Annotated in this window: 23 protein-coding genes; 17 read left to right on the top strand and 6 right to left on the bottom strand. The window is 64.6% G+C overall.

Annotated features, from left to right (window positions below):
- The first annotated feature begins 505 nt into the window (after positions 1-505).
- The gene (locus tag AC0Z35_RS20490; protein ID WP_120153544.1) at positions 506-937 is read left to right on the top strand and encodes a ribosomal maturation YjgA family protein; all 432 of its coding nucleotides are present in this window, start codon (positions 506-508) and stop codon (positions 935-937) included.
- A 116-nt stretch (positions 938-1,053) separates the two neighbouring features.
- Here AC0Z35_RS20490 and AC0Z35_RS20485 read toward each other — a convergent pair whose 3' ends face one another.
- The gene (locus tag AC0Z35_RS20485) at positions 1,054-1,269 is read right to left on the bottom strand and encodes a hypothetical protein (RefSeq protein WP_052946040.1); all 216 of its coding nucleotides are present in this window, start codon (positions 1,267-1,269) and stop codon (positions 1,054-1,056) included.
- 237 nt (positions 1,270-1,506) lie between these two features.
- Here AC0Z35_RS20485 and AC0Z35_RS20480 point away from each other — a divergent pair, with 237 nt between their 5' ends.
- The 4 genes from AC0Z35_RS20480 (at position 1,507) to AC0Z35_RS20465 (ending at position 3,298) form a co-directional block, all read left to right on the top strand.
- The gene (locus AC0Z35_RS20480) at positions 1,507-2,238 is read left to right on the top strand and encodes an iron-containing redox enzyme family protein (RefSeq protein WP_485132595.1); all 732 of its coding nucleotides are present in this window, start codon (positions 1,507-1,509) and stop codon (positions 2,236-2,238) included.
- 73 nt (positions 2,239-2,311) lie between these two features.
- On the top strand, positions 2,312-2,611 hold the full coding sequence (locus AC0Z35_RS20475) for a 2Fe-2S iron-sulfur cluster-binding protein (protein ID WP_006216988.1): 300 nt from the start codon (positions 2,312-2,314) through the stop codon (positions 2,609-2,611).
- 4 nt (positions 2,612-2,615) lie between these two features.
- On the top strand, positions 2,616-2,942 hold the full coding sequence (locus AC0Z35_RS20470) for a ferredoxin (RefSeq protein ID WP_319307839.1): 327 nt from the start codon (positions 2,616-2,618) through the stop codon (positions 2,940-2,942).
- A complete protein-coding gene (locus tag AC0Z35_RS20465; RefSeq protein WP_104144850.1) occupies positions 2,939-3,298 on the top strand; it encodes a 2Fe-2S iron-sulfur cluster-binding protein in 360 nt (119 codons plus the stop codon). The genes AC0Z35_RS20470 and AC0Z35_RS20465 overlap by 4 nt, the downstream gene beginning before the upstream one ends.
- 114 nt (positions 3,299-3,412) lie before the next feature.
- On the opposite strand, the gene AC0Z35_RS20460 is transcribed toward AC0Z35_RS20465, so the two are convergent.
- Positions 3,413-4,138 (bottom strand): GntR family transcriptional regulator, encoded by a 726-nt coding sequence (locus AC0Z35_RS20460; protein WP_046805637.1) that lies wholly within the window; start codon positions 4,136-4,138, stop codon positions 3,413-3,415.
- A gap of 79 nt (positions 4,139-4,217) precedes the next feature.
- Positions 4,218-4,961, bottom strand: coding sequence for a sulfite exporter TauE/SafE family protein (locus AC0Z35_RS20455; RefSeq protein ID WP_485132594.1), 744 nt, complete (start codon positions 4,959-4,961; stop codon positions 4,218-4,220).
- Positions 4,962-5,185: 224 nt separating this feature from the next.
- Between AC0Z35_RS20455 and AC0Z35_RS20450 the strand changes: the two genes are divergently transcribed.
- The 4 genes from AC0Z35_RS20450 (at position 5,186) to AC0Z35_RS20435 (ending at position 9,921) form a co-directional block, all read left to right on the top strand.
- A complete protein-coding gene (locus tag AC0Z35_RS20450; protein ID WP_046805588.1) occupies positions 5,186-6,718 on the top strand; it encodes a hypothetical protein in 1,533 nt (510 codons plus the stop codon).
- Between the two features lie 228 nt (positions 6,719-6,946).
- Entirely contained in the window at positions 6,947-8,380 is a 1,434-nt protein-coding gene (locus AC0Z35_RS20445) for an aldehyde dehydrogenase family protein (protein WP_485132716.1), read from the top strand.
- Between the two features lie 32 nt (positions 8,381-8,412).
- Positions 8,413-8,892: a GlcG/HbpS family heme-binding protein gene (locus AC0Z35_RS20440; protein ID WP_046805589.1), complete on the top strand. Its 480-nt coding sequence runs from the start codon at positions 8,413-8,415 to the stop codon at positions 8,890-8,892.
- A 12-nt stretch (positions 8,893-8,904) separates the two neighbouring features.
- A complete protein-coding gene (locus AC0Z35_RS20435; protein ID WP_120153548.1) occupies positions 8,905-9,921 on the top strand; it encodes a 2Fe-2S iron-sulfur cluster-binding protein in 1,017 nt (338 codons plus the stop codon).
- Between the two features lie 70 nt (positions 9,922-9,991).
- On the opposite strand, the gene AC0Z35_RS20430 is transcribed toward AC0Z35_RS20435, so the two are convergent.
- A complete protein-coding gene (locus AC0Z35_RS20430; protein WP_485132593.1) occupies positions 9,992-10,429 on the bottom strand; it encodes a universal stress protein in 438 nt (145 codons plus the stop codon).
- A 222-nt stretch (positions 10,430-10,651) separates the two neighbouring features.
- Between AC0Z35_RS20430 and AC0Z35_RS20425 the strand changes: the two genes are divergently transcribed.
- The 8 genes from AC0Z35_RS20425 (at position 10,652) to AC0Z35_RS20390 (ending at position 19,476) form a co-directional block, all read left to right on the top strand.
- On the top strand, positions 10,652-10,867 hold the full coding sequence (locus AC0Z35_RS20425) for a TOBE domain-containing protein (RefSeq protein WP_046805592.1): 216 nt from the start codon (positions 10,652-10,654) through the stop codon (positions 10,865-10,867).
- Positions 10,868-11,011: 144 nt separating this feature from the next.
- A complete protein-coding gene (locus tag AC0Z35_RS20420) occupies positions 11,012-12,457 on the top strand; it encodes a DUF3300 domain-containing protein (protein WP_485132592.1) in 1,446 nt (481 codons plus the stop codon).
- Between the two features lie 4 nt (positions 12,458-12,461).
- Positions 12,462-13,334: a DUF2950 family protein gene (locus AC0Z35_RS20415; protein ID WP_485132591.1), complete on the top strand. Its 873-nt coding sequence runs from the start codon at positions 12,462-12,464 to the stop codon at positions 13,332-13,334.
- Between the two features lie 173 nt (positions 13,335-13,507).
- Positions 13,508-14,488, top strand: a complete 981-nt coding sequence (locus tag AC0Z35_RS20410) for a YncE family protein (RefSeq protein ID WP_082134523.1) — start codon at positions 13,508-13,510, stop codon at positions 14,486-14,488.
- Between the two features lie 49 nt (positions 14,489-14,537).
- The gene (locus AC0Z35_RS20405; protein WP_485132715.1) at positions 14,538-15,305 is read left to right on the top strand and encodes a polysaccharide deacetylase family protein; all 768 of its coding nucleotides are present in this window, start codon (positions 14,538-14,540) and stop codon (positions 15,303-15,305) included.
- 2 nt (positions 15,306-15,307) lie between these two features.
- On the top strand, positions 15,308-16,315 hold the full coding sequence (locus tag AC0Z35_RS20400) for a sterol desaturase family protein (RefSeq protein WP_485132590.1): 1,008 nt from the start codon (positions 15,308-15,310) through the stop codon (positions 16,313-16,315).
- 156 nt (positions 16,316-16,471) lie between these two features.
- Positions 16,472-18,253, top strand: coding sequence for an esterase/lipase family protein (locus tag AC0Z35_RS20395; protein ID WP_485132589.1), 1,782 nt, complete (start codon positions 16,472-16,474; stop codon positions 18,251-18,253).
- Positions 18,241-19,476, top strand: a complete 1,236-nt coding sequence (locus AC0Z35_RS20390; protein WP_485132588.1) for a T6SS immunity protein Tli4 family protein — start codon at positions 18,241-18,243, stop codon at positions 19,474-19,476. Before AC0Z35_RS20395 ends, AC0Z35_RS20390 begins: the two co-directional genes overlap by 13 nt.
- Positions 19,477-19,497: 21 nt before the next feature.
- On the opposite strand, the gene AC0Z35_RS20385 is transcribed toward AC0Z35_RS20390, so the two are convergent.
- Positions 19,498-19,998 (bottom strand): acyl-CoA thioesterase, encoded by a 501-nt coding sequence (locus AC0Z35_RS20385; RefSeq protein ID WP_046805595.1) that lies wholly within the window; start codon positions 19,996-19,998, stop codon positions 19,498-19,500.
- Between the two features lie 79 nt (positions 19,999-20,077).
- A complete protein-coding gene (locus AC0Z35_RS20380) occupies positions 20,078-21,580 on the bottom strand; it encodes a DUF1254 domain-containing protein (RefSeq protein ID WP_485132587.1) in 1,503 nt (500 codons plus the stop codon).
- Between the last annotated feature and the right edge of the window lie 44 nt (positions 21,581-21,624).

Genomic DNA, 21,624 nt, shown 5'->3' with positions numbered 1-21,624 from the left:
TGATCAATGGTACGCCTGAATCGGGGCCGCCGTGCAAGAGGCCCGGGCGGTGGATAACACTGTGGGTAAGCCGGTGGATTTGCGGTGGACAGCCGGGGGATAAGCGGTGGACAACGCGGGATAACTTTGCGAGGCGGCCGGCGAATGGCGGCGTTGCAGGGCGCATTGCGGCACGGCTTGACCGCGCCGTCGAGAGCGCGGTGGTGTGACCATGGCGCCGGGATAACTTTTAGTGACGCATGAAAGGCTGCTGTTTCCGGGTTTTCCCGGGGATATCGAGTACGCTGCCCGGGGTCCGGTTGCCGGCCCTCTTTTCTTGGATCTCGGGCTGCCTGCCTGCCGCCGGGGCCGGCTTCTGCCTGCTACCGGCTATCTGCTGTGCGTGTGTACTGTGCGCTGTCTGCTGTCTGCTGTCTGCTATGCGCTTTGTACTGCGTGCTTTGTACTGCGTACTGCTTGCTGCGTGCCCGTGCTTGTTACTAGCTTCTAACTGCTTCTTCTTCCCATGACCCTGACTTTCAACGGGCGCGCGTTCGCCGCCCTGCTTGCCGTTACCGCGCTGCTGGCGCTGATCGCCTTGTATGGCGCGCCGTACCCGTTCCTGCGCGGGTTCCTGGGCGATGTGATCGCGGTGGGCTGGGCCTACCTGGTGTACCGCACGTTCATCCGCGCGCAGGTCTTGCCGCTGGCGATTGCGGCGCTAGTGACGGGGTATGCGGTGGAATTCGCTCAGTACCTGGCGCGGCTGTACGGCTGGCAGTTGCAGCAGCCGGTCTTGCGGGTGGTGCTGGGCAGTGTGCCCGACTGGTGGGACGTGCTGGCCTATACCGTGGGCTTCGTCGTGGTGTTGCTGCTGGCGGGCGCCAACCAGCGCCGCCAACACGCCGCGTCGCTACAGGACGCGCGCCTGCGTGCAAGCTTGCGCGCGCGCCGCTAGACGGACGCCGGGGCACCGGCCCGGGCGTGGCGCCCCGGCGGGATGACCGACCGCTTCAGCAGCGTCCGCCCCGGCACATCACAAGCCCGGCCTTGCCGGCCGGGCTGCCAAGACCATTACCCGGCTTGATACATCGGCTCGTCGTCGTTACGACGGGCCGCGGGTGCTGCCGGGCGCAGCGGTTGCAGGCGTGCGTTGCGGAAAGGCGCGAACAGTTCGGCCCAGGACTTGGGCAGCAGCGGCGTGGCGTGGCGCACCGCATCGCGGCGGGCGTAATGCGCCAACAGCTGCTGGCCGATGGGAGCGTCTCCAAGAGGATGGCGGGTATTCATGGTATTTCCGTATTGCATTGAAAGTGTATTCATTGTACTAGCGGCACCCCGCAGCGTCCAGTTCGCTTGCCGCGCCTGTTGTGCGCCGTCAACTCGTTGATATCAAAGGGTCTGCCCCTTTTTATCCTGGTTTTCTCCGGGATTGCCCTAGCAGCCCAAAACAGTAGACGGTATACAATGTGCTTCATGCCCGGGCTAAACCGGCCTGGAATCCCTCCCACTGGACTGGAGCGCGTCATGGCAGAACTGATGAACCGAGATGAATTCCGTACCGCGTTGGAAAACGCGATCAAGGGCAAGAGCGCCAACGCGTCGCCCTTTTCCATTGCCTGGGCCGAAGGCAAGCTCAGCCGCGAGCACCTGTCGCGCTGGGCCGAGAACCACTATCACTATGTCGGTCCGTTCGCGGATTACCTGGGATATCTCTACGCCCGTACGCCCGATACCTACACCGAAGCCAAAGACTTCCTGCTGGCCAATATGTATGAAGAGGAAATCGGTGGCGACCGCCATACCGATCTGCTGATTCGTTTTGCCGAAGCCTGCGGCACCACGCGCGAACGCGTCACCAACCCGGACAACATGTCGCCCACCACGCGGGCGCTGCAAAGCTGGTGTTATGCCGTGGCCATGCGTGAAGACCCCATCGTGGCCGTCGCCGGGCTGGTCGTGGGCCTGGAATCCCAGGTGCCGTCCATCTATCGCAAGCAGACGCCGACGCTGCGCGAAAAGTACGGCTTCACCGATGAAGAAGTGGAGTTCTTCGACCTGCACATCGTGTCGGACGAGATCCACGGCGAACGCGGCTATCAGATCGTGCTGGAACACGCCAACACGGTCGAGCTTCAGCAGCGCTGCCTGAAAATCTGCGAAATCGGCGCCCAGATGCGTTTGCTGTACACCACGGCGCTCTACACCGACTACGTGCAGCACGACATCAAGCTGCCCGAACTCGGTCTGGCCGCCTGATTCACACCCGGCATTTATCGGGGCGCGCCGCATCGGTGGCGCGCCCCACCCGCAGCTCCAGGACGACAGACTCATGCCTACCGTTGTATTTCATAAAGGCGGCCAGACCTATACCGATGTGGTCAAGGACAACACCAACCTGGTGGTGCGGGCCGGCATCAAGCAGTTTCCGTATCCGCATCTGCGCTACGAATGCGGCATGGGCAAGTGCGCCAAGTGCGCGTGCCGGGTGCTGGCCGGCGCCGAACATCTTCCCCCGGTGAACTGGAAGGAAAAGAAGCAACTGGGCGACCGCATCGACCAGGGCTACCGGCTGGCGTGCCAGCTGTGGTTGAACCATGATGTTGAACTGGTTCAGGACGCGGAGGCATAACGCGATGGACGCCTGCTACGTGATCCTGACGACCAAGCCCGGCGTGTTCCACACCGACGTGGGCGCCGACGTCGACATCATCGAAACCTACGACTACGTCTTCTACGGGCGCACGCTTGCCGTGTTTCGCATTGCCCGGCTGCACGGCGAGACGCGCCTGATCGTCACTGAAGACACGCCGCCTTACGTCGTCAACCGCGTGCCGTCCAAGTTCCTTGAAAAATTCTCGTCGGTCGAGGCAGCCCGCAAGGAACTTGCGCACCTGACGCGATTCGGCAGCATGGAATCCACCTTGACGCTGCGGCCCGCCGCCGCGGTTGCAGAGCATTGACACCCATGGTTCAGATCACATTTCTTTCCAATGGCGGCAAGGTTGCCACCGCGCCCGAGAACAGCAACCTGCTGCGCGTGTCGCTCAAGGAAAAGGGCGGCATTCCGTTCAAGTGCGGGGGCGGCTTGTGCGGCACTTGCAAGTGCCGCATCGAAGAGGGGCTGGAGAACACCGACGCGGTCAAGCCGAAGGAGCGCAAGCATCTGCGCCCTGAGGACTTTGAAGCCGGCTACCGCATGGCGTGCCAGACATTTGTGAACGGCGACGTCAAAGTCTCGTGGGTGGTGCAGAACGGCAAGGGCGTGGTGGTGGGCGTGGGCGCGGACCCGGTCGACGCGCCGGTGCCCTCCGCCTGACGCTAAGGGGTGACGCGCGTCGCAGCGTCGGCTGCGAGCGCACATTGTCCAGGTTTCACAGGCGTATCCCAGCCCGTAAAAAACCGCGGCGCCGCGTTAATTTTGCGCGTCGCGTTAGTCCGCCGCGTCGTGGTGCTGTTGTTGCTGCTGCGTGTCCGTGTATGCCTTGGCCGCGTTGTGCACGTGCTGGCTGGCCAGCAAGGCGGCCAGGTCACCGTTGCCGGCAATCACGGCATTCAGAATCTGCGAATGCTCATCCCAGTTGGCCTTGGCGCGGTGCATGTTGCTGGGCGCGAACAGCAGCGCCGTGCGATCGCGCAGCGACCGCATCAAATCCGTCAGCACCACATTGCCGCCTATGGTGGCCAGCATTTCGTGAAACTGCGAATTCAGCGCCAGGAACTTGTCCAGCTGTTCACTGCGCGCGGCTTCCGTGCCTTCGCGCAGAAAGGCCTGCAAGCGTTCCACCGTCTTGGCATCGCGCCGCTGTGCCGCCAGCTTGGCATTGAGCCCCTCCAGCGTGGCGCGCACTTCCACCATGTCATAGGCCACGGCGTCCGACAGCACGGATACCGAGGCGCCGCGACGCGGCTCGATGGTGACCAGCCCTTCGGCGGCCAAGGCGCGCAAGGCTTCGCGCACGGGGATGCGCGAGACGCCCATTTCTTCAGATAGGCGGCCTTCAACCAGGCGGTCTCCGGGGGTGAATTCCCCGCTAAGAATGCGTTCGCGCAGCTTGTCGCGGATCACGGCGAACAACTGAGGATGCTGCTCGCCAATCTTCAGCGGAGCGGAAGACTGCGTTTCAGCGGCTTGCGGGCTGACAGGCGAAGTGGTCATGGCGAGCATGTGTGGATTAATGGATACAGTCTCCATTGTATTACCGGGTGTAGCAAGGTGCCGTGGCAAAAAGCGCGCATCAGTTGCCCCAAAACGCCTTGACCAGCACGCCCACCGCGCCCAGCGCGCATGCGGCAAGCAGAACGATGCGCACGGCGTGGGGCGGCAGCAGCGTGCGCAACCGGTTGGAGACCGCAAAACCGGCCAGCAGAAACGGCGCCAGGCTTAGGGCCAGACCGACGTGATAGCCGGTGTACCGCTTGGCCAGCGCCAGCATGGCAAGCGAAAAGATCGACCCCAGGAACAGCACCACGCCCAGCGTGGCGCGCAGTTGAGGCGGCGCCGTGTGTTGCAGCACGATGGCGATCGGTGGGGCCCCCACCGAAGTCATCGTGCCCATGATGCCCGAGGCCACGCCGGCGCCGGACACGCGCCCCGGCGTGGCGGTAAAGCGCAGCCCCGCCGCGCTCAGGCCCACCGCGATCAGGATCATGCCGGCGAACAACACGCCCAGCGTCTGCGGCGCAAAGCGCGCCATGGCGTAGATGGCGATCAAGGTGCCTACCGCACGGCCCACCAGCGCATACGACACCGACGACCAATCGATGCAAGCCCGTTCGCGCAGCGCCGTCAGCAGCGAGATGAAGCCGCCCAGCGTCAGCAGGGGGCCGGGGGCCAACTGCGGGAAGAACATCGCCGCCACCGGTGCGGCAAACATGGCGAAGCCGATGCCGCCCACGCCCTGGGCCACCGCCGCACCGAACACCACGACGGCCATCGCGGCGTACTGCCAAAGATCGGGGTAAGGCAAGGTCGCTGGCATGGGCTACAGCCTTTTATGTATACGATAGTCAAAGAGGGAATTTTGTCACGCTTAGGTCGGGCGGCAAAACTACGGGTATTCCCTCGTTTTTAGGCCGTTATTCATCCATTTTTCAGAATTATCGGTTTCCCTAGGCGCCGCATATTTCGATTGGTATGGCACACAACGAAATATAGTATACCGACTGTGGCGATCCAACGGCCACGTCACAAGGGGAATCACGCATGCAAGCGGACGTTGTGCTCACAGCTGCTCACTGGATGTATTTGATCAGCGTGGCCGCCATCATCCTGACGATGATTTTGCGGGCCAATGTGGTGGTGCCATCGGTGATTGGCACCTTTCTGGTGGTGCTGGCCATCACCGGCAATCCGATCAGCGCGCTGATCGGTATCTTCTCGGCCAGCTTCGTGGCCGCCAAGGAGTTGTTCAACATCTTTCTGGTCATCACGTTCATGACCGCCCTGCTCAATTCCCTGAAGACGCTGCAGGCGGACGTGCGCATGGTGCAGCCGTTTCGGCGCATCATGCGGGGCGGGCATTCGTCGTTCATCATCATCGCCCTCTGTACGTATGTGATCTCGCTGTTCTTCTGGCCGACGCCCGCCGTGCCGCTGGTGTCCGCCATCCTGCTGCCCGCCGCCATCGCGGCCGGCCTGCCGCCGCTGGCCGGCGCCATGGCCATTGCCATCGCGGGGCAGGGCATGGCGCTGTCGTCGGACTACGTGATCGGCGTGGCGCCCAGCATCAGCGCCAAGGCGGCGGGCGCGGCCGTCAGCGCGGCGGTGGTGGCCGACCGTGCGCTGGTGTTGTCGCTGATCACCGGCGCCGTGGCGCTGGTAACGGCCTACCTGCTGATCCGCAAGCACATCGTGCCCGCCAACGCCGCGTTGCTGGATGCCTGGCAGGCGCGCGCGCAAGACGGCAGCCTGGCGCGGATCGAGCAGTCCGGCTCGTTCGACAAGGCCGAACTGGCGCGCGGCACCATGGGCGCCGACCCGGCGTTGCCGCAAGGCCCCGTCGTCAACGACGAGGAACGCCGCCGCGTGCGCTGGTCCAAGACCTTTGCCGTGGTGACGCCGCTGGCCTTCCTGGCCGTGATCGCGGTGATGGTCCTGCCCCGCCTGTTTCCGACGCTGCCCGCCTTGCGCGGCGGCGATGCGGCGGCGCTGGTGGGTGGCGTCGCTTTTGTCGTGATGATGCTGGTAACGCTGGCCGCCGAAGGGCCGCGCAAGATGCTGGACGTGTGCCCGGAACATGTGACGGACGGCTTTGTCTTCGCCTTCAAGGCCATGGGATCGGTGCTGCCGATTGCCGGCTTCTTCTTCATCGGCGCCAATGAAACCGCCGCGCAGATCCTGGGTGTCCCGCAGGCCCAGGCCCCCGGCCTGCTGTTCGAAGTGATTTCGGCGGGCCAGCATCTGATCCCCGAAAACCACTTCCTGGTGGCGTTCGGCGTGTTGCTGGTGGGCATGATCACCGGCATCGACGGTTCCGGCTTTGCCGGCCTCCCATTGACGGGCACCTTGTCCGGCGCGTTGGGGCCGGTGGTGGGCGTGGACCCCGCCACGCTGGCGGCGGTCGGGCAGATGGGCGCTGTCTGGACGGGCGGCGGCACCTTGATCGCGTGGTCGTCATTGATTGCGGTGGCCGGGTTCGCCCGGGTCAACGTGCTGTCGCTGGTGCGGGCGTTGTTGCTGCCGGTATTGCTGGCGCTGTTCGTCTCGACGATCTGCGCGGTATTGATCTGGCGCTAGCCGTGCACAGCAGCTGATGCCGACAAAAGGGGCCTGCCAGGCCCCTTTTTCATGCCCGCTCGTCGGGGTTATCACCGATCGCTGGACGATGATTAAAGTATACAATGTTCACAGCTACCCGAATGCCCGGCTTGACCGCCGAGCCGCTCGGTCCCTCTGGGCCACTCGGCCCACCCCCGTACCGGTAAAGGAAGCGCTTCCGTGGACGATCTTTCGCAGCAGACATTCATGAACCATATCGGCGGCGCCTGGGTGCCCAGCGCCACCGGGCGTACGGCGCCGAACATCAACCCGGCCGATACGCGCGACATCGTGGGCCACTTTCCCGTGTCGGACGCCGATGATGCGCGGCGCGCGGTGCAAGCCGCCGATGACGCCTTCGCCGCATGGCGCGACACGCCGATCTCGAAACGCGCCGCCATTCTGTTTCGCGCCGCCCAGTACCTGGAAGACCACGCTGACGCCTTTGCCCGCGAATTGACCCGTGAAGAGGGCAAGGGCCTGAACCTGGCCAAGGACGAAGTGCTGCGTTCGGCGCAGACGATCCGCTTCTACGCGGTCGAGGGCCAGAGCTTTACCGGCGAAACCTTCGTCAACGACGACCCGGACATGGTCGTCTACAGCCAGCGCGAGCCGCTGGGCGTGGCCGCGGTGATTTCGCCGTGGAACTTTCCGATTTCCATTCCTGCCCGCAAGATCGCGCCCGCGCTGATCGCCGGCAATACCGTGGTGTTCAAGCCGTCATCCGACGCGCCGCTGTCGGGCTACCGCCTGACCGAAGCGTTCGTGCAGGCGGGCTTGCCCGCGGGCGTGCTGAATCTGGTGATCGGGCCGGCAGGGGCCGTGGGCGCGGCCATCACCGGCGCGCCGGCCGTGCGCGCGATCTCATTCACCGGTTCGACGGCCGCGGGCGAACAGATCCACCGCAGCGCCGGGCTGACCACGCGCACGCAGATGGAACTGGGCGGCAAGAACCCCTTGATCGTGCTGGCCGACGCCGACCTGGATCGCGCCGTGGACCTGGCCGTCAAGGGCGGCTTTTCGTTAAGCGGCCAGGCCTGCACCGGCACCAGCCGCGTGTTGGTCGATGCCAAGGTGCGGCAGGCGTTCACCGATAAGCTGGCGGCGCGCATCCACGCGCTGACCATCGGCAATGGCCTGAAGGGCAACTTCGACCTGGGCCCCTTGGCCACCCGCAAGCAGCTGGACAACGTGTTGAGCTACGTGGCGATCGGCAAGCAAGAGGCTACGCACCTGTGCGGCGGCGACGTGCTTGCCGGCCCCGATTTTGACCACGGCTATTACGTCACGCCCGCGCTGTTTACCGATGTGACGCAGCAGATGCGCATCGCCCGCGAGGAGATCTTCGGGCCGGTCATCGCACTGATTGAAGTCGACGGGTACGAGGACGCCATCGCCAAGGCCAACGACACCGAGTACGGCCTGTCCGCCGCCATCGCCACCACCGACGCGCGTTACGCGCACCGCTTCGCGCGCGACATCCAGGCGGGCACGGTCAAGATCAACCGCACCACCACCGGCAACCTGATCAATGCCCCGTTCGGCGGCTTGAAGCATTCCAGCACGTCCACGTTCCGTGAGTCGGGCCGGGTGGGCCTTGAGTTCTACACGCAGATCAAAACAATCTACCGCGCCGGCTGAGCGCGCGGCGAACACTGAAAAAGGCTACGAACATGAAACAGATCTACCGCCTGGAACTGGAAGAAGCGCGCCTGATGGTGCGCGCGGCCATCGCCAAATCCGAAGCGATCGGCGTGCTGGAATCCGTCTGCATCGTCGATGACGGCGGCTATCCCATTGCGCTGGAACGCATGGACGGCGCCCGCATCACCGGCCCGCAGATCGCCTGGAACAAAGCGTTTACCGCCGCCGGCCACAAGCGTTCGACGCATTTGTTCAACACGCCGCCCAATGGCCCCGCGCTGCCCGGCAACGAAGCGTTCGGCATCCAATGGAGCTTTGACGGCAAGTTCGCCGTGTTCGTGGGCGGCTTTCCGATCGTGGTCAACGACGAGGTGATCGGCGGCGTCGGTCTGAGCGGCGGCAATGGCGAACAGGACACACAGGCGGGCTTGGCGGCATTGACGGCGTTGGCTGAACTGCTGGAGCCGCGCGGCATGAAAGTGCTGGTGCAGGCCGACATCAAGAAATAAGCGAGGCTTGCAATGGCATACCGCGTGCATATTCTTCAAACCGGCGAAGCCTTCGTCGCCGGCGCCGAGGAATCCCTGTTGGAAGCCGCCGAACGGGCGGCGGTAAAGCTGCCGCACGAATGCACGTTCGGCGGTTGCGGCACCTGCCGCATCAAGCTGGAATCGGGCGCGGTGGGCTATGAAGAATTTCCGATGGCGTTAACGCCGGAAGAAGCGGCCGAAGGCTACGCGCTGGCATGCCAGGCGCGCGCACAAAGCGATCTTTGCATCAGCGTGGCCAGCAGCCGCCAGGTGTTTCCCGAGCCGCGTCGGCTGTCGGCCACCGTGCACGGCATCCATCCTTATACGGACGACATCCTGCACCTGACGCTGGCGCTGCCCGACGGCCCGCTGGACTATGTGCCCGGGCAGTACATGAACGTGCTGCTGCCCGACGGTGAAACGCGCAGCTTTTCGATGGCGTCGGCGGTGGCGTCGGTGGACGGGCACGTGGATTTCCATGTGCGCCGCATTCCGGGCGGCCGCTATACCGACCAGTGGCTGGGCCAGGCGCAAGCGGGGGCGGCGTTGACGATCGACGCTCCGTTGGGAGTTTTCAGCTATCACGAGGAGGACTGGCGCCCGCTGATCATGGTGGCCACGGGCACCGGCATCGCACCGATCAAGGCCATCCTGGAATCGTTGCTGGACAAGGAAGACTGCCCGCCCGTCACCTTGTATTGGGGCATGCGTACCGAGGCGGACCTGTACCTGCAAGACGAGATTGCGGGCTGGGCAGGGCGCCTGTATGAATTCAATTTCGTGCCGGTCCTGTCGCGCGCGGACGCAAGCTGGCAAGGCCGGCGCGGCCACGTGCAGGACGTTGTTCTGCAAGACCACGCAGACCTCTCGGAACACGCCATCTACCTGTGCGGCGCACCCGCGATGGTGCAGGACGCCAAGCACCTGTTCGCCGGGCGCGGCGCCAGCCTGGACCATATCTACGCCGACAGCTTCACCTTCCAGCACGCGCTGGAACCGGCGGCGTGATGCGGGGCCCGGGGCCTTGACGCAGAGCCGGCCCTGGTCCTGGCCCCGACCCCGCCCGACCCGCGCCCACCTACCGAAACACCAGCACCGGCAAGCGCGTCTTGGCCAGCACGCGCTGCGTTTCGCTGCCCAGCAGAAAGCCGGTCATGCCGTGCCGCCCGTGCGAGCCCATGATGATCAGGTCGCAACCCTGCGTTTTGGCGGTTTCCACGATGGCCTCGTGCGGATGGTCGTTGACCATCACGACGATGTTGCACGGCACCAGCGCGTGTCGGGCCTCCATCTCAAGCCCTTCCAGGTAGCCTTCCGCGTTCTTGCGAGCCTGGTCGGTGTGATGCGCCTGTGTCGTGCCCAGCATTTCGGCCTGATAGACCAGCAGATGGTCTTCGGGAATGGCGCGAATGAGCGTGATGATGGCGCCCATTTCCTTGGCAAAGACAAGGGCGCGCTTGAATGCCGATTCGGATAGCAGCGAACCATCCACGGCGATGAGCAAATGCCTGTACATGTTGCCTCTCCTTTAGGAAAAGGAATGTCGAGCAACGGCGAAATCAGTATAGGCCTGCCGTTGCGCGCTATCCAGTCCCGCGAAAGGAGGATGCGAAGGGGACGTTACGCGCGCCCGTCCCACCGGCATAACGTCATGCCGACTAAGTATTTTTCCGCATCCGGACAGGGTGAAAGAATGCCTCTTCGCCTTTCACCTTTCAGCCTCAGGCCGGGACCCTTCATGACTATTCAATCCATCAACGCCCGCAACCAGTTTCGCGGCAAGATCAAAGAGATCATCCTCGGGCCGGTCGTGTCCGAGGTCGACGTGGACACCCCCGCCGGCATCGTTACGTCGGTGATCACCACGCGTTCCGTGAAGGAACTGGACCTTCAGGTGGGCACCGAGGTGCTGGCATTCGTCAAGGCGACCGAGGTGTCCGTCGCCAAGCTATGAATTCGCCGCAGCGGATCGGCCGCGCTGATCGGCCGTACTGAAAAATATTCCCTTGCCCCGGCGTTAGGCATATATTGTCATCGCGATATCCGGCAGTTCCCTCGTGGCTTTCAGCTTCATGCGTTGCCTCACGGAGAACGGTTCATGCGTCGACTGCAAGGGTGGTTCATTGGCTGGTTGTGCCTGGGGCTGGCGGTCTGTCTGCCGGCGGTGGCCCAAACCCAGCTGGACAAGGGGCAGTTGGATCAGTTGATGGCGCCGGTGGCGCTGTACCCTGATTCCTTGCTGTCGCAAATCCTCATGGGGTCCACGTACCCCGACGACATCGCCGCCGCGGCCAAATGGTCGGCGGCCCATACCTCGGAATCGGGTGACCAGGCGGTCAAGGCCGTCGAGGCCGAGCCCTGGGATCCCAGCGTGAAATCCCTGGTGGCGTTTCCGTCCGTGATGGACATGATGGGGCGCCAGCCGGACTGGGTGAAATCCGTGGGCGATGCCTTTCTGGCACAGCCCGATGCGGTGATGGATTCCGTGCAGCGCTTGCGTACGCAGGCACAAAAGGCGGGCAACCTGAAAAGCACGCCGCAGCAGACGGTCACCTCCAGCACCACGAACGAAAAGACCGTGGTGGTGATCCAGCCCACCGATCCGCAAGTTGTCTACGTGCCCAGTTACAACCCCAGCGTGGTGTACGGGGCCTGGGCCTATCCTACCTACCCGCCTTATTACTACCCGCCGCCGCCGGGGTCCGTCTTTGGGACGGCGCTGGTGTCGGGCATCGGCTTCGGCCTGGGGGTGGCGGCCGTCAATTCGATGTGGGGCGGCTTTGACTGGGGACACAACGATGTCGATATCGATGTGAACCGATACAACAACATCAACGTGAACCAGCGCATCGACAACGCCCGTAACAACAACGTGTCGTGGAAGCACAACCCTGAAAATCGCGGCAATACGCCGTATGCCGATTCGGCCAGCCGGCAGCGTTTTGACAGCCAGCGCCAGGCAGGCGTGCAGAACCGGCAATCCGGCCAGCGGGCGGGTCAGGGGCAGGGCGCGCGCGCGGCCGGCGCGGCCCCCGCTGCCGGTTCCCGCGAGGCGGCACGTGACCGCGCGGCGCAATCGTTTGAAGGGCGTACGGGACAACCCATCGCCGGCCATGGCGACGGCGCCGGCCGTGGCCAGGGCGCCGCCAACCGGGGCGGCCAGGGCGCGGCGGGCCGCAGTGGCGAGGGCGCGGCCGACCGGGGGCAGGATCGCGGGCAAAACCGCGCGCAGAATCACTCAGGCGCCGGCACCGGCGGACAGGGCGCAGGCTCGCACACGCCCCGTTCGTCCAGCGTGTCCACCAACGATCGCCAGGCCGCGGCGCAACGCCAGCGCGCGGACGAATCGGCGGCTCGCGATCGCGCCCGGACAACGAACACCAGCAACGCGTTAAGCGACGCGGGCAACGGCGACCGCATGCGCCAGCAAAGCCACCGTAGCGATATGAATCGCGGCGGGGGTGGGGGCGGTGGTCAGCGGGCAAGCGGCGGCGGCGGGCATCGAGGCGGTGGCGGTGGCGGCCATATCGGCGGCCGGAGGTAGCACCATGAACAAGGGAGCTTTCATGACGAATGCCTGGGTTCGTGCGCGCGCGCTGGGCGCCGTGTCGATGCTGGCGCTTTGCGTTGCCGCGCCGGCGGCCGCGCAAAGCGTGTATCCGACCGCGCAGGCCGCGGCTGACGCCTTCACCGACGCGCTGGCCACCAGCGATTCGTCGGCCATGGCCAAGGTGCTGGGACCCAATCACAAACAGCTGGTGCCGGGCGGCGTCTCGCAAGACGACATCTATCGCTTCCTGTCGGCGTGGGCAAAAAAACATGAAGTCATCGCCGATGGCGGCCGTTCCTGGCTGGCCGTGGGCGATTCCGGCTGGACGATGCCCGTGCCTATCGCCCAGGTCGGCAAGGGCTGGCGTTTCGACCCGGTGGCGGGCAAGGCCGAACTGACCCGCCGCGCGATCGGCCGCAACGAACTGGCCGCCATCGAGACGCTGCAACAGCTGCAAGCGGCCCAAACGCGGTATCAAAAGGGCGTGGGGCAGGGCCGCTATGCCAGCCGCCTGATCAGCCGCCCCGGTGCCATGGACGGCCTGTACTGGCCCGAAGTGCCGGGCGCCCCGCCCCAGGCGTTTGGTCCCGATGCGCTGGCGATGGGCCCCGAGGTGCCGGCCGAGGACGCGTATTTTGGTTATCGCTACAAGATCCTGCCCGGCTCCGAAAGCACGGCTTACCGCATTGTTGCGTGGCCCGCGCGATACGGGCAGACCGGTATCGGCACCTTTGTGATTGGGCCGCAAGGCGGGGTGTTGGAGTCTGACCTGGGGCCGGCTTCCGCCAGCCGCGCGCAGGCGCTGCGGGAACGCGATATCGCTGCCGGCGCGTGGGTGGACGCCGACGCGCAACCCGTTGGCGCCAAATGACTTTTTGGCATTTCGGGGGCAGGGCCGGCGGGGATGTTGCCAAGTCGCAACAGGCGCAAGCGAATGCCGCCAAAGCCCCGCTTGTTGCCCTTTTGAAAGGTGGCTGTGCCTAAAATGGCGAGCACTGGGATCGGTGCCCGATCCTCTTTTGCCGGACCTTGAAATTGAACCCCTTGCATTTTGTCCGCTACGCCCTGGCCGGCGTAGGGATGGCGCTTAGCGCAGCGGCGGCATCCGCCCCGATTTTCGTCCTGAATTCCCTGGACGCCAACGTCAGCATCGTCGACCCGGTGTCCTACAAGGAACTGCGCCGCGTGCCTACCGGCAAGGAACCGCACCACCTGTATCTGACGCCCGACGAAAAGTCGCTGATGGTGGCCAACGCCACGGGCAACACGATCACGATGATGGACCCGAAGACGGGCGAAGTGCAGCGCACGCTGACCGACATCGTCGACCCCTACCAGTTGCAGTTTTCGCCGGACATGAAGTGGTTCGTCACGGCCGCCAACCGGCTGGACCACATCGACATCTACGCGTGGCAGCCGCAGCAAAAGGGCGCCGAGCTGAAGCTGGTCAAGCGGGTGCAGGCGGGCAAGACGCCCAGCCACATCATGATCGACAAGACCAGCACGACGGCCTACGTCACCTTGCAGGACAGCGACCAGCTGATCGCCATCGACCTGGCGACGCAAACGCCCAAGTGGACGGTATCGGTGGGCAAGACGCCGGCCGACGTGTTTCTGACGCCGGATCAAAAGACCCTGCTGGTGGCGCTGACGGGCGATTCCTTCGTGGAAGCCTATGACGTCAGCAAGGGCCCGGCCAAGCTGGTCAAGCGCATTCCCACCGCTGCGGGCGCGCACGCGTTTCGCGCGCAGGGCGACAAGCGCCACCTGTTCGTCAGCAACCGCACCGCCAATTCCATCAGCCGCATCGACATGCTGTCGCTGACCGTGACCGACACCTTCGCGGTGCCGGGCGGCCCGGACTGCATGGATGTGCTGGCCGATGGCAAGACGCTGCTGGTGACCTCGCGCTGGGCGCGCAAGCTGACGGTGGTGGACCTGGAGCAGAAAAAGGTCGTGAACCAGGTCCCGGTGGGCAAGTCGCCGCACGGCGTCTGGACGCTGAACCATGCGCCGACCCGATAGGGGGGGCTGCCCTCCCCACGCTGCGCCCGCTGGCGTGCGCTTGCTGGCCATGACGCTGGCGCTGGCGTGTGCCGTGCCGGTGGCGAATGCCGCGGCGCCCGGCACCTGCGACAAGCCCGTCTACCTGACCCTGGACACCGGTCACATGGGGGTCGCGCCGCTGATCGCCGATGTGCTTAACCGCCATCACGTCAAGGTCACTTTCTTTTTGGCCAACGAACGCACCAAGACCGACGGCTCCAGCCTGGACGACGTCTGGGCGCCGTGGTGGAAGGCGCGCGCGGCGGAAGGGCATGCTTTCGGGTCGCATACCTACGACCACGTCTACTGGCAGGCCGACCTGCCGGGCGGAAAGTTCCGCGTGAAGCCTAGCGCGGGCCCGGACACCGGCAAGCGCGCCGAATGGACGGCCGAACAGTACTGCGCCGAAATCAAGCGTTCGGCCGCCCGCTTTCACCAGATGACGGGCGCCAGGATGCTGCCGCTGTACCGCGCACCGGGCGGCAAGACGTCGCCCGCCCTGCTCCAGGCCGCCAAGGCCTGCGGCTACGAACACGTGGGCTGGTCGCCCGCCGGCTTCCTGGGCGATGAACTGCCCAGCGATAAATTTCCCAACGCCAAGCTGCTGGATCAGGCGCTGCGCACCATCAAGCCCGGCGATATCCTGCTTGCCCACCTGGGCATCTGGTCGCGCCAGGACCCCTGGGCGCCCGCCGTGCTGGAGCCCTTGATTGTGGGCTTGCAGCAGAAGGGCTATTGTTTTGCCACCTTGGACACGCATCCGGCCTATCGCGACTGGATCGCCACGCATCATTGATCATGGAAACGCTTAGCCAATTCTTCGGGGCATGCCAGCAATGGCTCTTCGAAACGCTGATCCAGCCCGCGCTGTTTCACCTCGGAATGAGCAACTTCATCGAGGACGGCTATGACGCCACCATGTGGCTGCTGGTCGGCCTGGTGCAGGTTGCCGTGCTGGTGCTGGTGTTCGGCCCGCTGCAACGCCTGCGGCCCGTCGAAGCCGTGACCGACCGACGCCAGATCGGCATCGACGTGCTGTACACGCTGATCCACCGCCTGGGCGTTTTTCGCCTGGCGCTGTTCTTCACCATCGACCCGTTCTGGGACAGCGTCTTCGGCCAGCTGCACGTGTGGGGCTTTGCGCCTTTCCAGCTGGACCAGTACTGGCCGGGCGTGACCGACAAGGCCTGGGTCAGCCTCATCATCTATCTGCTGCTGTTCGACGCGGTCGACTACGTCTACCACCGTGCGCAACACCGCTTCGGCTGGCTGTGGGCGCTGCACGCCGTGCATCACAGCCAGCGCCAGATGACCATCTGGAGCGACGACCGCAACCACCTGCTGGACGACATGCTGCGCGACGTGCTGGTTGTGTTCGTGTCGCAGTTGGTGGGCGTGCCGCCGGCGCAGTTCGTGGCGGTGGTGGCCATTACGCAACTGGCGCAAAGCTTCTCGCACGCCAATTTGCGCATGCACTTCGGCGCGCTCGGCGAACGCCTGCTGGTCAGTCCGCGTTTCCATCGGCATCACCACTCCATCGCCTACGACGCGTCCACGCCCGGCCCCGTCGGCGGCTACAACTTTGCCGCGCTGTTCCCCATCTGGGACGTGCTGTTTCGCACCGCCCGTTTTGGCGTGGGTTATGGCCCCACGGGCATCCACGACCAGCAGGCCGAATTGGGCGGCCGCGACTACGGCTGCGGGTTCTGGTCGCAGCAATGGCTGGGTCTGAAACGCATGGTGGGCCGAGACCGCGAACCGGCCTCGGCGCCGCCGCCACCGCCCGGAGCGGCGGAGCGGGCCTGATTCGCCACGCGGGTTCTTAGCAATCTAAACCGGAAATCAGACTCTTCCAATAGCCTTTTTGTTGGATCGCCATCACTGTTGCGGGTCAAGTGATTCGCTCGCGCAGCGCCACGCAATCCGCCAAGGCCACGCGCGTGCCCCACGCAGGAGCCCGCCGTGACCGATACCGCAGCGCCCGCGCAGCGCTTCGCCCCGATGTCCTACAACGCCCGGGGCCAGCCCGTGTTTCAGTGGACCCTGACGCCCGCCGAGCAGTGCGATCCGGTCATCCTGCGGATCCCGCCGGACGCTATCCTGCCGGTCGTATTCGTTCCGGGCATCATGGGCTCGAATCTGAAGTCCGTGCCGGATGACGGGCAAGAAGCCGAACCCCTCTGGCGGCTGGATGCAGGCTTGGCTGGCAAACCTGTTGATTTGTTCCGGCGTTGGAACGGCGTTCCCGCGGGGACCCGTCAGGCCGTGTTGCACCCCGACCGCGTGACCGTCGATGACGCCGGCGCCGTGCCCGAGCGTCGCGTGGGTTCGGTGATCGTGCCTTCCGTCGATTCGGCCACGCAAAGCAAACAGGCGCTTATCGATCGCTATCGCGAACGGGGCTGGGGCGAAGTCGGCGAAAGCAGCTATCACCCGTTCCTGCTCTGGCTCGAAGACTCGCTGAACAGCTCCTATCGGCCGCACGAGTGGCCGGAATTCCAACTGAAGTCCATGCACCTGGACGTGCCCGACGACCCCTCGTTGCAGCCGCGCCTGAAGCCCGGGCTGGAGGTGCCCCTGGCAGGCCTGGGCGAACACCTGCTGCGCCAGCTGCCGCATCTGAAGACGGACGACCTGTCCGCCCGCGCCGCATACCGGATGCCGGTGCACGCGTTTGGCTACAACTGGCTGGCGGACAACGACGTGGCGGCAAACAAGCTGGCCGAGCGTATCGACGAAATCAGGCGTCAGTACGGGTCCGAGTGCCAGCAGGTCATCCTGGTCACACACTCGATGGGCGGGCTGGTGGCACGGCGTTGCGCGCAGTTACCCGGCATGAGCGAAGCCATTGCAGGCGTGGTGCACGGCGTGATGCCGACCCATGGCGCCCCGGTGGCATACCGGCGCTGCAAAGTGGGCATGCAGCAAGAAAGCGCGATGGCCGCCGCCGTGATCGGCGTGACCGGCCAGGACGTCACAGCGGTATTCGCCCAGTCGCCGGGTGCACTGCAATTGCTGCCCACCAAGAACTATTCGCCGGGATGGTTACGCCTGCGAGACCCCGACCACGCGTCCGCCATGCCTGCGCGTCCTGAGGCGGACCCGTACCAGGAAATCTATTTGCGCCGTGATCGCTGGTGGGCGTTGCTGCGCGAAGAGTGGTTAAAGCCGAAGGATGGGGCTCCCATCGAGTGGGTCCACTACGCAAAGAACATCAAGAAGGCGAAGCTGTTTCACGAAACGATAGACGCCGCCTATCACCCCAACACCTACGTGTATTACGGGGCTGACGCCAAACAGCCGAGTTTCGAAACCATTACCTGGCAAATGCGAGCCGGACGGGGCGATCTGAATCGGCCTTTGGGCGTGCCCCCGGATGCCTTCGTTGTGTCCACCATGCAGATGGCGCAGGTGCGAGATCAAGGATCCAGCCCCTTGTACGTTGGCGGCAGTCGCGTCGTGGAACACGTGCCGGTCAGAGCAGGCCGGCTAGCCGTATCCATGGAAGTCAGCCATTGGGAACTGCACTGCGAAATGCAGGACGGCATCGGTGATGGCACGGTTCCGGTCAGTTCAGGCCAGGCGCCGGCCGCGCAGGCGCGCGAAGGCCAAGTGCGGGTGCAAGTCAGCGCCACGGGCTTTGACCATGAGGGCGCATTCAAAGTGATGCAGACCCGCCACTTCACGCTGTATAGCCTCATCAAGATCGCTGCTCAAGCCAAGCGTCCGTCATGCGTCGCTTGATCCCGCTGCTTTGTCTGTCGGCCGGGCTCGCCGCGGGCGTGATGGCCCTATTTCATTCAAAGGAGGAATCCGCCGTGAACGAGATTACCGGCCCCATGCGAACGTGGGCGGTAGGCAGGCAACTGATCGAACTTCCCGCCGACTGGGGGCCGCCTTCCAGGGCGTTCGCGAAGCTTTACTACGGAGGAGGGGCCGATCATACGAGCGTTCAAATCGATATTCTGGGGCAAGACATCACGTTGGCTCAGTTTGACGAGGCTCTATCAGAACGCGCCCGCCGCATCGGCGCCGTCAACAGTTATGAAACCGGCAAGTCCATGCTTCTCGGCGCGGAGGAATTGGCGCGGGGGAAGTGGTTGTTCCAATATCAAGAAAGTATGGGCGCCACATGGTCGCAAACCTATGAACTGCATCTGCTGGTGAACGGTACGCACGTCAAGTTGGCAGCAGAGTCGTACGAGGAGGGCAGCAATGCACAGGTCGAGTCGCGCCTGCTTGAGCTCGCTGCGCAAGTTGTCGGCGTCAAGCAAGCCGAAGCGGCCGGCCAGGGCCTTTCGCTGGGCCCCGTCATCATCCGGGGTACGCACGACCACGAGATGGGCATCGTGAGCTTCATGGCGCGAGGCTCGAACGTCAAACTGGAAATCTACTTCAGTGACTCCGCGCGCAATGAGTCGCCTCGCCTCATCGAACGCATGGTCCGTGACTTCAAAGCCTTTCGCGTCTGGGACCCCGATGTGGTGCGCAAGGGGCATACCACGCTGGCTGGGAATCCCGCGGAGGAATACCTGATGCGGTATGAAACGAAAGACCATCGCGGGTTCTTGTTTGTGGCTGAAAACTACCGGGATAGCCGTTCGTTGGCGAGTCCATCGGTTAATTTCCGCCTGACCGCGGGCGGCGTGCCCAGACTGCACGCCAACCCGGAGACCACACCGGACAAGTTGCTTAATTGGCTTTTGCCCAACTTTGTCCCTCGGGGCGATCCTCCGTTGTGGCAAAGAAAAAGGCCCCGTCCACCTGTTGACTCCACATTGAGCAAGGATCAGACGCTGGCAATCTGGGATCACGCTATGCGTTCACTACGCCCGCGTTACGGGGCCGTTGCTCCGCCCCGCGTCGAGCCGCAAAGCGCTACGCGTGGACCTACCCCCGCCCAGGCGGAAGCGGCCCGAAAAGCCCTGGATGACTTTATCGCCAGCGAACCCGGCACAGAGAAATAGCCCCCGCCGGTCCGCCAGCCGTTACGGCGCGTCGTGCGTCGTTTCCCGTTTGATTTCGTCGTGGCGGCGTTCCATTTCCTGGCGCAGTTCGCGGCGCAGACGCGCGGCTTCGAAGCGTTGCTTTTCTTCCAGGTTGCGCGGGGCCAGCGGCGGCACGGCGGTGGGTGCGCCGTTGTCGTCCACCGCCACCATCGTGAAATAACAGCTGTTGGTATGGCGCACGAGCTTCTTGCGGATGTCTTCGGTGACGACCTTGATGCCGATTTCCATCGACGTGCGTCCGGTGTAATTCACCGCCGCCAGGAAAGTGACCAATTCGCCCACGTGGATGGGTTCGCGGAACACGACCTGGTCCACCGACAGCGTGACCACGTATTGGCCGGCGTAGCGGCTGGCACAGGCGTAGGCCACCTGGTCCAGGTACTTCAAGATGGTTCCGCCGTGTACGTTCCCTGAAAAATTCGCCATGTCAGGCGTCATCAGGATGGTCATCGACAATTGGTGGCTAAAGGCGTCGTCCATGGCGGGCGCTCATCATTGAAAAATAAAACGCCTATGGTAGCGGCAGGCGCCTGTCACCGAGCCGTCATCCGGCCACGTGCTAGGGTTTCTTCTGGGAAGGCTGGGCGGCGCTGGTGGCGGGCTCCACATCCACATCCGAATCCACTTGCGCCGGCGGCTGCGGATCATCGCGCACCAAGGCGGGCGGCATCCACAGCCCGTCCAACAAAACCGGCTGCGGTTCGTACATACGCAGCAACATCGTCACGGCGCCCGATGCGGGCAGCGGCAGCCAGTTGGCCTGGTCCTCGGGGGCGGGCGGCGTCTGGCTGAAATGCAGGTCCAGCGAGCCATCGGCGTTGTAGCGCAACGGCTGACGGTCGCCCAGGGTATGACGGCCAAGCATGTTGGCAACGGGCATGCCCTGGCTGTCGTAAGCGGCCAATGACCACAGCGCGCCAGCGGGCGGGAGCTGCCCGCCTTCAAAGTGCAAGAAGTAACGATGCGCGCCGTTGATCGGGGCACCCTGGTTGTCGGCAGCCAGCAGCAGCACGGCCAGATCCTCGGGCAGGCTGGCGCCAGGCTGTGCTTGCGCGGCCAGCGCGCGGCGCAGGTACGCGTTGCCATACACGCCCACGCTGGCTGTTTCCTGTTGCCAGCCGTTCAGGTTGCGCAGCGAGGCGCCCGCGGCGGCCTGCATGCGCTCACGCGCCGCGCGCAGTCCGCGTCGCATGCCTTGTTTGGCGGGATGGTCAAGCTTGTCGAAATCAAACGGACGGCCCGCAATCAGGCTTGCCTGGCGCAGTTTGGCCAGCATCGGCTGGTCGGTTGCGTGCGGCGGATTCTTGCGCAGCAGCTCGGCGGCGTAGGTGAAGAACGCGTCGGTCGGCATGGATTCCACCTGCTCGCGCACGGCTATCTTCAGGTCCAGATTGGGGTCCGACTTCACCCGCTGCGACTGCGCCGGCAAGTTCCACTGTGACAGCGGCGTCAGCGCGTAGCCGTCCTGCAAGGCATTCACGGCGGCGAAATCGGCGGGCCGGTCTGCCTGGATCAGCAGCTTGGCCAGGACGTGCGGGGTCGGTGCGTCAATGCGGGCCATGCCGGAGGGCAGCGTGCCCGTCCAGCCGGGCGGCACGATCACGGTGTTGGACTTGCCCGTGCCGGTGGTGCGCTTGCCCAGCATGGCGAAGGCGTCTGTCCACATGTCCACCAGCGTCAACGAATACAGCCGGCCCTGGGTGTCGGGCGCCGACAGCACGACGGGGCCGCCCGTCAGGTCGATCCAGCCGGTGCTGCGCAGCATGTCGGGGTTGGCCCACGGGGCCGCCTCGCCGGCCGGGGGCAGGCCGCGACCATGCAGGAACGTGTTGGCGGCCGCACCCTGGGCGCCTCGCGACGGATGCGTGAACTGCCGCCGGTTCAAGTCCATCGTCACCAGCGGATAGAAGTACAGGTAGCCTTCCATGGCCGCTTGCTGGGCGACTTCGGTTGCGGCGGCGGCCGGTGTGAGCCGCGCGGCTGCGGGCGCGGCCAGTGCGGTGGAGGCGGGCGTCCCGGCCAGGCAGGCCAGGCACAAAGCCAAGGGAACAAAACGGCGCATCGGGCATTCCAACGGTCAAGCGTGAACGAGGAATGTAGCAGCCG

The sequence above is a fragment of the Achromobacter sp. 1L-A-4-B-C2 genome (assembly GCF_057291955.1).
Note: the sequence above shows the minus strand (reverse complement) of the source record. Positions and strands in the feature narration are given on the sequence as shown.